The organism is Klebsiella sp. MS 92-3 (genome assembly GCF_000195655.1).
Lineage (GTDB): Bacteria > Pseudomonadota > Gammaproteobacteria > Enterobacterales > Enterobacteriaceae > Klebsiella > Klebsiella pneumoniae.
In genome coordinates this window covers 46,091-59,047 of record NZ_GL882817.1, presented here as the reverse complement: position 1 = coordinate 59,047, position 12,957 = coordinate 46,091, and the positions used below count along the sequence as shown (strand labels likewise).

Annotated in this window: 13 protein-coding genes; 11 read left to right on the top strand and 2 right to left on the bottom strand. The window is 56.8% G+C overall.

Annotated elements, in window-relative coordinates:
- Positions 1-59 precede the first annotated feature (59 nt).
- The 3 genes from HMPREF9538_RS11435 to HMPREF9538_RS11445 are packed head-to-tail and all read left to right on the top strand — an operon-like array spanning position 60 to position 2,999.
- Complete coding sequence (locus tag HMPREF9538_RS11435) at positions 60-1,544, top strand: sodium:solute symporter family protein (protein ID WP_004214404.1); 1,485 nt, start codon at positions 60-62, stop codon at positions 1,542-1,544.
- On the top strand, positions 1,541-2,413 hold the full coding sequence (locus HMPREF9538_RS11440; protein ID WP_004214405.1) for a 2-dehydro-3-deoxygalactonokinase: 873 nt from the start codon (positions 1,541-1,543) through the stop codon (positions 2,411-2,413). Before HMPREF9538_RS11435 ends, HMPREF9538_RS11440 begins: the two co-directional genes overlap by 4 nt.
- Complete coding sequence (locus HMPREF9538_RS11445; protein WP_004192142.1) at positions 2,400-2,999, top strand: 2-dehydro-3-deoxy-6-phosphogalactonate aldolase; 600 nt, start codon at positions 2,400-2,402, stop codon at positions 2,997-2,999. The genes HMPREF9538_RS11440 and HMPREF9538_RS11445 overlap by 14 nt, the downstream gene beginning before the upstream one ends.
- On the opposite strand, the gene HMPREF9538_RS11450 is transcribed toward HMPREF9538_RS11445, so the two are convergent.
- Together HMPREF9538_RS11450 and HMPREF9538_RS11455 are read right to left on the bottom strand one after the other, a co-directional pair.
- Complete coding sequence (locus HMPREF9538_RS11450) at positions 2,996-3,859, bottom strand: MurR/RpiR family transcriptional regulator (protein ID WP_009485349.1); 864 nt, start codon at positions 3,857-3,859, stop codon at positions 2,996-2,998. The genes HMPREF9538_RS11445 and HMPREF9538_RS11450 overlap by 4 nt on opposite strands.
- Positions 3,860-3,928: 69 nt before the next feature.
- The gene (locus HMPREF9538_RS11455; RefSeq protein ID WP_002887560.1) at positions 3,929-4,462 is read right to left on the bottom strand and encodes a GNAT family N-acetyltransferase; all 534 of its coding nucleotides are present in this window, start codon (positions 4,460-4,462) and stop codon (positions 3,929-3,931) included.
- Positions 4,463-4,494: 32 nt separating this feature from the next.
- Between HMPREF9538_RS11455 and HMPREF9538_RS11460 the strand changes: the two genes are divergently transcribed.
- The 8 genes from HMPREF9538_RS11460 to HMPREF9538_RS11495 all read left to right on the top strand — a co-directional run bounded on the left by HMPREF9538_RS11460 (position 4,495) and on the right by HMPREF9538_RS11495 (position 12,926).
- Entirely contained in the window at positions 4,495-5,325 is an 831-nt protein-coding gene (locus HMPREF9538_RS11460) for a GNAT family N-acetyltransferase (protein WP_009485348.1), read from the top strand.
- 100 nt (positions 5,326-5,425) lie between these two features.
- Entirely contained in the window at positions 5,426-8,191 is a 2,766-nt protein-coding gene (locus HMPREF9538_RS11465; RefSeq protein WP_009485347.1) for a sigma 54-interacting transcriptional regulator, read from the top strand.
- A 100-nt stretch (positions 8,192-8,291) separates the two neighbouring features.
- On the top strand, positions 8,292-8,714 hold the full coding sequence (locus tag HMPREF9538_RS11470; protein WP_004888687.1) for a PTS sugar transporter subunit IIA: 423 nt from the start codon (positions 8,292-8,294) through the stop codon (positions 8,712-8,714).
- Positions 8,715-8,728: 14 nt separating this feature from the next.
- Complete coding sequence (locus tag HMPREF9538_RS11475) at positions 8,729-9,199, top strand: PTS sugar transporter subunit IIB (RefSeq protein WP_004177515.1); 471 nt, start codon at positions 8,729-8,731, stop codon at positions 9,197-9,199.
- Positions 9,200-9,215: 16 nt separating this feature from the next.
- Positions 9,216-9,995: a PTS mannose/fructose/sorbose/N-acetylgalactosamine transporter subunit IIC gene (locus HMPREF9538_RS11480; RefSeq protein WP_002887608.1), complete on the top strand. Its 780-nt coding sequence runs from the start codon at positions 9,216-9,218 to the stop codon at positions 9,993-9,995.
- A complete protein-coding gene (locus HMPREF9538_RS11485; RefSeq protein ID WP_004146068.1) occupies positions 9,973-10,824 on the top strand; it encodes a PTS system mannose/fructose/sorbose family transporter subunit IID in 852 nt (283 codons plus the stop codon). The genes HMPREF9538_RS11480 and HMPREF9538_RS11485 overlap by 23 nt, the downstream gene beginning before the upstream one ends.
- A gap of 12 nt (positions 10,825-10,836) precedes the next feature.
- Positions 10,837-11,898: an SIS domain-containing protein gene (locus HMPREF9538_RS11490; RefSeq protein WP_032457143.1), complete on the top strand. Its 1,062-nt coding sequence runs from the start codon at positions 10,837-10,839 to the stop codon at positions 11,896-11,898.
- A 17-nt stretch (positions 11,899-11,915) separates the two neighbouring features.
- Positions 11,916-12,926, top strand: a complete 1,011-nt coding sequence (locus HMPREF9538_RS11495) for an SIS domain-containing protein (RefSeq protein WP_004146946.1) — start codon at positions 11,916-11,918, stop codon at positions 12,924-12,926.
- Positions 12,927-12,957: the final 31 nt, after the last annotated feature.

Genomic DNA, 12,957 nt, shown 5'->3' with positions numbered 1-12,957 from the left:
AATAATTCAGCGCTTCGTAGCCTTTTACCTTTTCAAAATTAACTGGCAGGATGTGAATTATGAATAGTCATGTCTTTTTAGTCGGCTTTATTATTTATGCGTTAGCCATGATTTGGCTTGGCTGGTACGTGTCGCGTCATCAAAAAAGCGGTGAGGATTTTTTACTCGGTGGCCGTTCTTTGCCGCTGTTCCTGACGCTGGGGTCCACCGTGGCGACCATGGTGGGAACCGGTTCAAGCATGGGCGCTGTCGGGTTCGGCTACAGCAATGGATGGGCCGGGATGCTTTACGGCGTGGGCGGCGCCATCGGTATTTTACTGGTGGCCTGGCTGTTTGCGCCGGTGCGAAAGCTGCGCTTTATGACCATGAGCGAAGAGCTTTCTTATTACACAGGGGGCAGCCATTTAATTAAAAATCTCGTCGGGATAATGATATTTATTGCCTCAATTGGCTGGCTGGGGGCACATATTCTTGGCGGGAGTATGTATTTAGCCTGGGCGACAGGAATTAATCTGACGGTGGCAAAAATTATTATTGCCATGGCGTTTGCGATTTACGTCATTATCGGCGGTTATTCTGCTGTTGTGTGGACGGACACCATTCAGGCATTAATTCTGTTTTTCGGTTTTATCCTGATGGCGATTCTGGCGGTGGTTCACGTCGGGGGGTGGGATGCCATCGTTAAGGCGATGGATCCAAAGGCGATGAGCCTGTTTGCGGTCGATAAGTTGGGGACTATTCCGGCGCTATCGCTGGCGATGGTCATCGGCGTCGGCGTGCTGGCAACCCCTTCCTATCGCCAGCGTATTTACTCGGGAAAAGACGTCTCTTCGGTGCGGCGCTCGTTTGTCTATACCGGTGTGCTGTATCTGTTTTTCTCGGTGCTGCCGGCGGTTATCGGCATGGCGGCCTGGACGATGAACCCCAATCTTGAGAACAGTAACTACGCCTTCCTGTTCGCCACCAGCTTCTTACCGGCGATCCTGGGGCTGGTGGTCCTGATTGCCGGACTTTCCGCCACCATGTCTTCGGCCAGCTCCGATGCGATAGCCGCCGTGGCCATCATGATGCGGGATGTCTATACCCTCGTTACCGGAAAAATGCCGCCGGCGCATAAGGCGATAACGCTCTCTCGCTGGATGCTGGCGTTCGTTATCGGCCTGGCGATGATCTTCGCCCTGACCTCGAACGATATCATCAGCTATATCACCAAAATGATCTCCATGCTGATGTCCGGGCTCTTCGTCTGTTCCATTCTCGGCCGCTTCTGGCTGCGCTTTAACTGGCAGGGCGCGCTAACCGCGCTGCTGAGCGGCATGCTGGTGTCTATTGTGGTTCTGGTTAAGGCCGACTGGCTGGCTTACTGGGGCAATCCGTGCATTCCGTCGGTTGTTGGCAGCTTTGTTTCCGCTATTTTTGTTACCGTCATGACGCCAGCCAGCAAAATCAGCCGTCAGCAGGCGCTGGAAATGATTACCCAGGAGCGGGAAGGGGAGGCGATCCCGGCGAAGACGGTAGTGCAGGTCTCAGGAGAAACGCAATGAAGGATTATATTGCCGTCGACTGGGGCTCTACCCAGCTGCGCGGCTGGCTGATTCGCAACGGCCAGTGCGTCGAAACGAAGCAGCTGCCGATGGGTATTACCCGCCTGAACGGACGATCGCCTGCTGATGTATTCGCGGAGCATTTGGCCCCCTGGCGCGGCGCACAGGCGCTGCCGGTGCTGATGGCCGGGATGATCGGCAGCGACGCGGGCTGGCAAGCGGTGCCGTATCTGGACTGTCCGACGGCGATCGACGCGCCTGGGCGGCAGCTATGCGCCGTTGCTGAAGGCGTGTGGATTATACCCGGCCTCAAGATTGAACAGGACGGGGATTTCAACGTGATGCGCGGCGAAGAGACGCAGCTGCTGGGCGCCTGGCAACTGATGCCCGCGGAGTGTTACGTGATGCCGGGTACCCACTGCAAATGGGTACAGGTGGTAGGCGGCGGGGTGCGTCATTTTGCCACGGCGATGACCGGCGAACTGCATCATCTGCTGATGACGCAATCGCTGATCGGCAAAGGGCTGCCTGCCCAGCAGCCGGACGATGCGGCGTTTGAACGGGGGCTGGAAAAAGGTCTGGCGCAGCCGTCGCTGATTAGCGAACTGTTTGTCGCCAGGGCCGCCCGGGTGCTGGGAGGTCTGGCGGCGAGCTCAGTCAGCGATTACCTCTCCGGGCTGTTGATTGGCGCGGAGGTGGCGACCCTGGGGCAGCGTTTCTGTACTTCTGCCGTCACGCTGGTTGGCGAACCGGCGCTGAATGCCCGCTACGGTCGGGCGATGAAGGCGCGCGGAATGATGGTTAACAGCTGCAGTGGCGATGAGGCATTGCTGGCTGGCATGGCGAGGATAATGCATGAACAAGATTAAGCTGGTGGCGATTTTACGCGGCATTCAACCCGCTGAGGCGGCAGATCATATTGAGACGCTAATAAATGCAGGCTTTCGCTATATCGAAATCCCGCTCAATTCGCCGGACTGGCAGCAAAGTATTCCGGCGATGGTGCGTCAGTTTGGCGAGCGGGCGATGATTGGCGCGGGAACGGTGCTGAAGGTTGAACAGGTTGATTTTCTCGCTGAAGCTGGGGCGAAACTTATCGTGACGCCCAATACGGCCCCGGCGGTGATCCGCCGCGCGGTAGATAAGGGGATGCTGGTGTGCGCCGGCTGCGCGACGGCCTCCGAGGCGTTTAGCGCGCTGGATGCCGGGGCGCAATGGCTGAAAATCTTTCCGTCATCAGCATTCGGCGCGGACTATATTCGCGCGCTAAAAGCGGTGTTGCCGCCGGAGGTGCCGGTGCTGGCGGTCGGCGGCGTGACGCCGGAAAGTCTGGCGACCTGGATACAGGCGGGGTGCGCCGGTGCCGGTCTGGGCAGCGATCTTTATCGCGCCGGACAGGCCGTGGAACGTACCCGCGAGCAGGCGGAGAGGTTTATCTCCGCCAGTAAAAGTTAGTCCCCCAGCGGCTGCCGATCGACGCCGCCGCGGTGGCTGTCGAGCGCCCGCTTAATACGGCGTAATTTGCCTTTTGCCTGGGTTTTGTTGGCCATCGCCAGTTCGGTGGCCAGCACATCGACCATCGCCAGCATCGCGTAACGGGAAGTGCTGGGCTTAAAGATATAGTCGTTTTCCCGTACCAGCAGCGGTAGCACCAGATCCGCCTGTTCAGCCAGCGGCGTTCCGGCGGGGGTAATCGCAATAACCTTCGCGCCGTACTGGCTAGCAATCGCCGCGCTCTCAATGATTTCCCGGGTATAGCCGCCCAGAGACAGCACGATCACCACATCCTGCGGCGTTACCGCCGAGCTCATCATGCGTACCAGCAGACCATCGCTCTGGCTGACTACCGGCAGACCGAGGCGAAACAGGCGATACTGAATTTCCTGAGCGCAGATGGTCGAACCGCCGCCCATCCCCAGGGCGAGGATCTGCCGCGCATCGCTCAGCCAGCTCACCGCGCGCTTCAGCGCCTCGATATCCAGCGCCCGCCGGTTGGTCTCCAGTACGCTGATGATTGACTCATAGATCCCCTGGACGCCTTCGAGATCCGGAACATCGAGGATAAACCGCTGGCCGACCGCAAGAGATTGCGCAAGCTTCATCTTCAGCTCGCGGACGTCTTTACAGCCGAGCGCCCGGGCAAAACGGGTGACCGAAGCCTGGCTGGTTTGCGTCAGACGCGCTATCTCGGCGATGGGCAGCTCCGCCGCCGCCGCGACATCATCGAGAATAAACTGCGCAATGCGTTTTTCGGTCGCCGTGAGTTCCACAAAGCGATCGGTTATGCAGGAAATAATATCGATTGACCAGGACATACGGTAACAACGGGTAAGTTTTGAATGGTACTTTGTACCATATTGCGCCGCTGAAATCAGTGCTGAAGTCTACAACGCCAGGCGCATGGCGCAGCGCGACTCGGGCGGCAGGCCGTGCCGGGTCTCCTGTTCCCTTTTTGCTGCCAGCCCGGCGGGCAGGGTCAGCTCATCGAGCATGGCGAATCCCAGACGGGTATAAAACGGCGCATTCCACGGCACCTCGCGGAAGGTGGTGAGGGTTACCGCCGGGTAGCCCATCTGCCGTGCGCTCTCGATAACCCGCTCCAGCAGCATCCGGCCGATGCCCTGTTGCTGCCAGGCCTGGTGGACGGCGACTTCGACGATAAATAACGCATCGTCGAGCGGTTCGGTCAGAATAAAGCCAACGGGTTGCCCGGCGGCTACCGCCAGCAGGCTATGCTCCGTTTCCAGATAATCATGATGGCGCGCAACGCTAATCACCTCGCTGTCCGCCAGCCAGGCGAGAGAAGGGATCTGGCGAAATGCCTGGGCGGCAGAACGTTCAATGGCGGGCAGAAGGGCGATATCGCTCTCCTGAGTCAGGCGTAATACGGCACCGGCAGTTATAGTGTTAGTTTTCATCACCTCAGCATAGCAGCCTTCGGGAGAAAAGTATGGAGCTGACCGCCGTTCCCGCCACGCAGTTCAGCAGCGTGCAGTTAACGGATATTCTCAACGCCTGTTTTGAAGCCTACCTGGTGCCTGTTACCCAGTCGGTAGAGGGATTTGTTCAGCGTTTTAGCGCCGAGGGGATGAGCCTGGTCGATTCCCGCGTCTGGCTGGCCGGAGATGAACCGGCGGCGATCGCGATCGTCGCGCGCCGGGGGAGTGCCGCTCGCCTGGCGGCCTTTGCCCTGCGCCCGGCCTGGCGCGGCAAAGGCCTGGGCCGGAAACTGATGCAGGAGCTGCTGATGCTTTTGCAACAGCAGGGGATCGAGACGGTATTCCTGGAGGTGATCCGCGATAACCATGCGGCCGTCGCGCTGTATCAGTCGCTGGGCTTTACGCGACGCTATGGGCTCTGCGGCTACCTGAGTACAGAACTTCTGCCCCCGGTGCCGGGCGTATTGCAGCTTTATCCCACCCTGTCCCTGCTTCGGCGCGCCATTGAGGAGAGTAACAGCCAGCTTCCCTGGCTGCTGGATCCGCTTACCTTCGCCACTCTGCCATGTCAGGTCGTGACGCTGGAACATCGCGCCTTCGCGGTTCTAACGACGGCGGGCTCGCGCCCTGTACTGTCGTTTTTGTGGGTGGAGCCCGCCGCTCGCCGCCAGGGGCTGGCGCGTGAGCTGCTGATGGCGCTGGCGCAGCAGTTCCCGGGCATTGGTACTTCGGTGACGGTCCCGGAAACTTTTACGCCGCTGTTTGCCGCGGCCGGCTATACGCCGCTCTCGCTGCAGCAGTATGAAATGACGATGGATCTGCCCGACGCGAAGTCGGCTTAGCCAGGAGTGTGCGCTGGACCGCAAAAAAACAGCACGGGCCGTCGATAAGCCTCTCTTTTCCCGCATCATATCCCTTCGTAATGGCGAAGAGGGGGATGCGATGCGTAAAACGGAACTGTTGGCTTTTTTGCAAAATCAGACCGATTTTTTCGATCCGGATAACCTGAGCGAGGTCTTTACCGCCAGCTGGCTGGCCCGGCGTTTCGCGATGCAAAGAAATACCGCCAGCCATTATCTCAATCAGCTGGTCGCTCAGGACGTGCTGGTGAAAATCAACACCCGGCCGGTCTATTTTCTGCATAAAAAAGCCTTTTGCCAGCAGTTCTACCCGCTTTCCCGCAGTGAGTATGCCAGCATGGCGGAGTTACTCGCGGAGAGCGACCGCCAGCCGGAGCAGGCGGACCATTTTTCGTTGCTGACCGGGCATGACGGCAGCCTGCGTAAACCGATTGAGCAGATGAAAACCGCGCTGTTTTATCCTAACGGCGGGCTACCGCTGCTTATTACCGGCGACAGCGGGACCGGCAAAAGCTATATGGCTGAGCTGATGCATGAGTTCGCCATCGCCCAGGAGCTGCTGGCGCCCGATGCCCCCTTTGTGAGCTTTAACTGCGCGCAGTATGCGAGTAATCCGGAGCTGCTGGCCGCCAACCTGTTTGGCTACGTCAAAGGCGCGTTTACCGGTGCGCAGAGCGATAAAGCGGGGGCGTTTGAGGCGGCAAACGGCGGGATGCTGTTTCTCGATGAGGTCCATCGCCTGGATGCTCAGGGGCAGGAGAAGCTGTTCACCTGGCTGGATCGTAAGGAGATCTACCGGGTGGGGGAGACCGCGCAAGGCTTGCCGATTTCGCTGCGGTTGGTGTTTGCCACCACCGAAGATATTCACAGCACTTTTCTCACCACCTTCCTGCGCCGAATTCCGATCCTGGTTAGCTTGCCCGATCTTCAACACCGTAGCCGCGAGGAGAAGGAGGCGCTAACGCTACAGTTTTTCTGGCAGGAGGCGCGCACGCTTGCCGCCCGGCTGCAACTAACGCCGCGACTGTTGCAGGTCCTGACGCAGTATGTTTATCGGGGCAACGTCGGCGAGCTGAAGAATGTGGTGAAATACGCCGTGGCGTCAGCCTGGGCCAGGTCTCCGGGCCGCGAAATGCTGACCGTGAGGCTGCACGATCTGCCGGAGAATGTCATGGCCGCGACGCCAGCGCTCAGCGAAGCGATGGGCCAGCAGGAGCCGCTGCTTATCGAGCCGCAGACCAGCCTGGTCTGGCTGCTGCGTGCGCGCGACCCGGTACAGGGGCTGATCTATGACGTTCAGTGTCGGGTTCTGGCGCAGTATGAAGCGGTGCTGAATAAAAAAACGGTCTGGGAAGAGGCGCAAAGGAGCATGGGGGAAGAGATTGAAACCCTCTTCGATCGGCTGATCTTTGATAATCATGACTCCAGTAGCCCGCAGATGCTGCTGCTGATCGCTCATCAGGTTCGGGAGGAGTATTATCGCCTGGAAAAGCGCTTCAATATCCAGTTTAACGGCAACTGCCTCTACGCGCTGAGCCACTACCTGATCCACCGATCCCGACAGGCGCAGTCCACGATAAACAATGAAAAAGCCCGCCAGCTGGAGGACTTCCTGGTACAGAAGTTTCCGCTGCTGTATCGCTTTTGCGAAGCGATCCTCGGTGCGTTGACGCTGAAGCTGGATATTGAACCCCAGCGTATCGACCTGCTGCTGTTAGTGCTGTGGTTCCACAAGAATGGCGCCATCAGCCAGCAGCAGGTGACCCGGGCGATAATTCTCGCTCACGGTTACGCTACCGCCAGCAGCATCGCCAACGTGGCAAACCGCTTGCTGAAAAGCCAGCTCTTTGAGTCATTCGATATGCCGCTGGACGTGACGCCGGAGGCTATCGCTAACCAGGTGATGGCCTACATAGAGAGCCATGCTCTGGCATCAGGATTGATAATCCTGGTCGACATGGGATCGCTGAACGCCATTCACCGCCATTTTAATCGTCGCCTGAGTACGCCGATGGCGATCATCAACAATGTCTCCACCGGTATGGCGATGTACGTCGGGGAGCGCATTTTGCAGGGCGTTATGCTGGAAGATATCGTCCGCGAGATCGGCGATGACCTTGCGGTTGAGCACCAGCTCTATTACCCGCAAACCGATAAGCCGCGGGCGATTTTAACCACCTGCGCGACCGGTCTGGGCGCGGCGGCGAATCTGTCGGCGCTGTTAAAAGCCAGCATTCCTGAAGCGCTTGGCATTGATATTGTGGCCTGCGATGTGGAGACCCTTGCCGATCCCGCGCGACGGGAGCCGATGCTAAGCCGCTATGAGGTGCTGGCGATCGTCGGCACCCTGGATCCGCATCTTGCCGATCTACCCTGGATCTCGCTGGATTCGCTGATCTCTGGCGAAGGGAGTCGTCCGCTGATGCGCATTTTTGGCGAACTGGCGACGGCGGAACAGGTCAGCGAGATCAACAACCTGATCCTGAAAAACTTTTCGCTGCGCCGGGTGATCGAGTCGGTGACGATCCTCGATACGGCTAAGGTGATCAACCAGGTTGAGCAGTTTTTGCTGCGCTATGAGCATCTGGCCGGGCGCGATGTACCTAACGATCGTAAGGTCGCGCTGTATGTGCATATCAGCTGTCTGATAGAGCGATTAATTCGTCACGCTTCCCCAGCCCAATACACTGGAGGGCAGTGTCCGGATCGCGAGCTGGCTACGCTACGCGAGGCCTTTAGTGTCATAGAGAGCGGGTATAGTGTCAAAATTCCCGTTGTAGAGCTCTGCTACATTCACGATATCCTGACGCGGGAAACGGAATTTATTCAGGAAGATCAAGACTTTTAACACATCTCTTCTTTTTTATCCTTGCGTTAGCCGACGCGCCACTGTTTCTGGCACGCCGGTTGCAATTAAGAAAGCAGTGGAATGCGCTTTCGAGGTAAGGATGAAACGACACTATATTTTTGCCAGCCATGGCAGCTTTGCTAACGGTTTGTTGAACTCCGTGGAACTGATCCTCGGTAAACAACCCGATATACATACCTTGTGTGCCTACGTGGAAGAAGAGGCCGATCTGACGCAGCAGGTGGAAGCGCTAATGGCGCGTTTCCCGGCGCAGGATGAGCTGATCGTGATTACGGATATTTTTGCCGGTAGCGTGAATAACGAGTTTGTTCGTTTTTTATCTCGCCCACATTTCCATTTATTATCCGGTTTAAATCTGCCGTTAATTATTGACTTGCTGATTTCCGCAGCGGAAGACGATACCGAAAAATTAATTACCGAGGCATTAACAAACGCCAAAGAGAGCATTCAGTACTGCAATCAAACGATTGCCAGTGCGATGACTATGGATAAAGACTTCTGAAATGAGGAAGCATGATGATTACGTTATTAAGGGTAGACCATCGATTACTTCACGGCCAGGTGGCCTTTTCCTGGACCCAATATGTCGGCGCCGATTGTATTTTAATCGCCAACGATAGCGTCCCTGGTGATGAGCTGCGGAAAACCACCATTAAGCTTGCCAAACCGCCCTCGGTGAAGCTGGTGATTAAAAATGTAAATGATTCTATTGAGGCAATAAAAAGCGGGGTTACCGATAAATATAATTTATTTATTGTTGTGGAGTCGGTTAATGACGCCTGGCGTATTGCCAGCGCCATCGACGAAATAAAAAGCATAAATCTTGGCGGAATAAAGGCTAAAGAGGGCAGTAAAAATATCTCTAAGGCGATTAATTTACTGCCGACAGAAATAGAACAGCTACAACAACTGGTGGGCAAGGGCGTCGAAGTGGAGATTCGCCAGGTCCCGAACGATCGCAAACAGCTTTTTGCGGAATGCGTGTAATTCCGGAGGACAGATTATGGTAGAGGCTCTCTTACTGGGTCTGGTGGCGTTTATCGCGCAATCGGAATATGCCTTAGGGACGTCGCTAATTTCACGGCCTATCGTCACCGGGCTGCTGACCGGGCTGGTGCTGGGGGATGTACAGACCGGCGTCATTATGGGCGCGACGCTGGAGCTGGCGTTTATCGGCTCTTTCTCCGTTGGCGCCTCGATCCCGCCCGACGTGGTGACCGGCGGTATTCTCGGCGTGGCGTTCGCCATTACCTCTGGCGCAGGCACAGAAACGGCGTTGCTGCTTGGCCTGCCTATCGCCACGCTGACTTTGATCCTGAAAAACATCTATCTGGGGATGTTCATTCCAATGCTTAGCCAGAAGGCGGACGGGTATGCGGAACGGGCAGATCTCCGCGGCATTGAGCGGATGCATTTGATTGCCGGATTCGGCCTGTCGCTGATGCTTGCCGCGGTGGTCACCGTCTCATTCCTGGTGGGCAGCAACGCGGTGAAATCCCTGCTCGATACGATCCCGGAATTTATCAAACATGGGCTCAGCGTCGCCACCGGCATCATCCCGGCCCTCGGCTTCGCGATGCTCGCCAGGCTGCTGATTAACAAGAAAGTGGCGCCGTATTTTTTCCTCGGTTTTGTGCTGATGGCCTATTTGAAAATCCCGGTGACCGGTATCGCCATTCTCGGCGCTATCGTGGCGGTGGTCATGGTTAACGTCACCGCGTTGAATTCACCTCGTATCACGACAGAACAAGGAGTCAGCGATGACGACGAAGATGATTTCTGAAGAGACCCTGCAGCCGCAGGCGCAGGAAGAAACCCGGATTACGCCGCGCGATTTACGCCGGGTGTTCTGGCGCTCTTTCCAGATGGAGTTCTCGTGGAACTATGAGCGGCAGATGAATCTCGCCTTTGTTTACGCGTTGATCCCGGTGCTGAAGAAGCTCTATCCGCGCAGAGAGGAGCTGGCCGCAGCGCTGAAGCGGCATCTGGTTTTTTTCAATACCACGCCGCATATCGTCACCCTGCTGCTGGGGATCACCACGGCGATGGAAGAGAAAAACAGTCAGCAGAAAAACATGGATGCCACTGCGATTGATAACGTCAAAGCCTCACTGATGGGACCGTTAGCCGGGCTGGGTGACTCTTTCTTCTGGGGGACGCTGCGCCTCATCGCCACCGGGATCGGCACCAGCCTGGCGCTGAAGGGCAACATCCTCGGGCCGATCCTGTTTCTGCTGGTGTTTAACGTGCCGCACATTCTGGTGCGCTGGTGTTTTACCCGCTGGGGCTACGTACTGGGCACCGGGGTCCTGCAGCGGATCCAGAAGAGCGGAATGATGGAGAGCCTGACCTACGGGGCGTCGATTATCGGTCTGATGGTAGTCGGGGCGATGACCGCTTCAATGATCGATATCACCATTCCTCTCTCCTTCGGCGCCGGGGAGGCCAAAACCCAGGTACAGGACATTATCAACGACATTCTGCCCTGCATGCTGCCGTTGGTGAGTTTTGGCATCGTCTACTGGCTACTGGGACGGAAAGTTAAACCGCTCTCAATTATTGGCGGCATGGCGCTGGTGGGCATTCTGGGTTCGTGGATCGGATTGTTTTAACGGGAGTGAGCTATGCGACCAACAATGATGACATATATCAGTGAAGAGCCGGCCTGCCTGGCGCAGATCCTGCGCGACTACCGGCAAAAGCTGGCGCCGATTGAACCCTTCGTCCGCCAGCACCCGGTACGGCGGATATTATTGCTCGCGACCGGATCGTCGCTGAATGCCGCGCTGTGCGCGCGCTATTTCTTTGAGCAACGCTTCGGTGTGCTGCTTGACATTAAAGAGCCGTACAACTTCACCCATTACGACGCGATCGACCCGCATGCCGATCTGGTGGTGGCGATTTCACAGAGCGGAAAAAGCGCGTCGACGCTGGAGGCGATGCGTAAGGTACAGGCTTCCGGCAAGTCGGTTTTCGCCCTGACCTCAGATCCGCAAAGCCCGATAGGAGGCGCCAGCGATGGCGTTCTGGATATTAATACCGGGATCGAGAGCGTAGGGTTTGTGACCCGCGGCTTTAGCGCGACGGTGCTCAACCTGTTGCTGATAGCGCTGATCATTGCTCGTAAGCAGGAGAAAGCCAGCGAGGTCGAGGAGCAGCACTATCTCGCTGAATTGCAGCGGCTGGTAGCGGCGATCCCGGAGGTTATCGTCCGCACCTCGCGCTTTATTGACCGCCATAGCGAAACGCTGCGCAGCGGCGAGCGCTTTGTCGCCACCGGCTACGGCGCGCTGGTTGGCGTGGCGAAGGAGTTCGAAACCAAATTTACCGAGACGGTGCGCGTGCCTTCCAGCGGCTTTGAGCTGGAAGCCTATATGCATGGCCCCTATCTGGAAGCCAATGCCCGCCATGTGATGCTGTTTATTGAAGATACGCCGGACGCGCGAACCCGGGCGCTGCGCGACTATCTGGCGCCGTCCATTGGCCGGGCCTTTACCCTGACGCTGGGTGACGAAGAGGATGCTCAAACGCTGGCGCTAAACTGTCCGTGCGAGCATCACCTGGCGCCTCTGCTGCTGATTGTCCCAGTGCAGATGCTCGCCTGGCATACCGCAGGACTGAAAGGCATCGATCTGGCTAAACGTATTTTCGACGATTTTGACCGCGTCTTAAAAAGTAAAATCTGAATATTCAGGAGAAAACTATGTTGGGTTTTAATCAGGACGAGTACCTGACCAGTGCTCGCGAGATCATCGCTGCGCGTAAACAGGCTGAAACCGTAGCCGACGATATTTATGACAGCGGCTGTAGCGCATTATTTTTTGCTTCGGTAGGTGGTTCCCTGGCGCCGATGATGGCAATTAATGAATTTGCCAAGGAATTAACCAGCGTGCCGGTATATCTTGAACAGGCCGCGGAGTTAATCCATCGCGGACATAAAAAATTAAATAAAGATGCGGTTGTCGTTACGTTATCTAAATCCGGCGATACCAAAGAGTCGGTCGCCATTGCCGAATGGTGCAAGGCACAGGGGATCCGCGTGGTAGCTATTACTCGTCACGCCGACTCGCCATTGGCTGCCGCCGCCAGCTGGCATATTCCGATGTGCCACAAAAATGGCGTGGAATATGAATATATGCTGCTGTACTGGTTATTCTTCCGCGTCATTTTTCGTCACGGCGAGTTTGCTGATTATGCGCGATTTGCCAGCCAGCTCGAGTTACTGCCGGAAAATCTCCTGCAGGCGAAACGCCAGTTCGATCCCCGAGCGGATAGCATTGCCGCGCAATACCATGACTGCGACTATATGATGTGGATTGGCGGCGCGGAAATGTGGGGCGAGGTCTATCTGTTCTCAATGTGTATTCTCGAAGAGATGCAGTGGAAGCGGACGAAGTCGGTGAGCTCCGCTGAATTTTTCCACGGCACCCTGGAGCTGCTGGAAAAAGAGGTTCCGCTTTTTCTGGTGAAAGGCGAGGGGAGATGCCGGGCGCTGGACGAACGCGTCGAGCGTTTTGCCGAAAAAATAACTGACCATCTGGTGGTTATCGACCCGCGCGACTATCCGCTGAACGGCATTGATGACGCGTTCCGCTGGATTATGGCGCCGTGCGTGGTGTCCACCCTGCTGGTGGACCGGCTGGCGGCCCACTTTGAACACTATACCGGCCACGACCTCAATATCCGCCGTTACTACCGGCAGTTTGATTACTAAGCCGTGATGATGGCGGCCAGCCGGGCTGGCC

Coding starts and splice junctions, on each gene's coding strand:
- HMPREF9538_RS11440 (WP_004214405.1), top strand. CDS start 1,541: ATGAAGGATTATATTGCCGTCGACTGGGGCTCTACCCAGCTGCGCGGC.
- HMPREF9538_RS11490 (WP_032457143.1), top strand. CDS start 10,837: ATGCGACCAACAATGATGACATATATCAGTGAAGAGCCGGCCTGCCTG.
- HMPREF9538_RS11495 (WP_004146946.1), top strand. CDS start 11,916: ATGTTGGGTTTTAATCAGGACGAGTACCTGACCAGTGCTCGCGAGATC.
- HMPREF9538_RS11450 (WP_009485349.1), bottom strand. CDS start 3,859: ATGTCCTGGTCAATCGATATTATTTCCTGCATAACCGATCGCTTTGTG.
- HMPREF9538_RS11480 (WP_002887608.1), top strand. CDS start 9,216: ATGGTAGAGGCTCTCTTACTGGGTCTGGTGGCGTTTATCGCGCAATCG.
- HMPREF9538_RS11485 (WP_004146068.1), top strand. CDS start 9,973: ATGACGACGAAGATGATTTCTGAAGAGACCCTGCAGCCGCAGGCGCAG.
- HMPREF9538_RS11455 (WP_002887560.1), bottom strand. CDS start 4,462: ATGAAAACTAACACTATAACTGCCGGTGCCGTATTACGCCTGACTCAG.
- HMPREF9538_RS11435 (WP_004214404.1), top strand. CDS start 60: ATGAATAGTCATGTCTTTTTAGTCGGCTTTATTATTTATGCGTTAGCC.
- HMPREF9538_RS11460 (WP_009485348.1), top strand. CDS start 4,495: ATGGAGCTGACCGCCGTTCCCGCCACGCAGTTCAGCAGCGTGCAGTTA.
- HMPREF9538_RS11470 (WP_004888687.1), top strand. CDS start 8,292: ATGAAACGACACTATATTTTTGCCAGCCATGGCAGCTTTGCTAACGGT.
- HMPREF9538_RS11445 (WP_004192142.1), top strand. CDS start 2,400: ATGAACAAGATTAAGCTGGTGGCGATTTTACGCGGCATTCAACCCGCT.
- HMPREF9538_RS11475 (WP_004177515.1), top strand. CDS start 8,729: ATGATTACGTTATTAAGGGTAGACCATCGATTACTTCACGGCCAGGTG.
- HMPREF9538_RS11465 (WP_009485347.1), top strand. CDS start 5,426: ATGCGTAAAACGGAACTGTTGGCTTTTTTGCAAAATCAGACCGATTTT.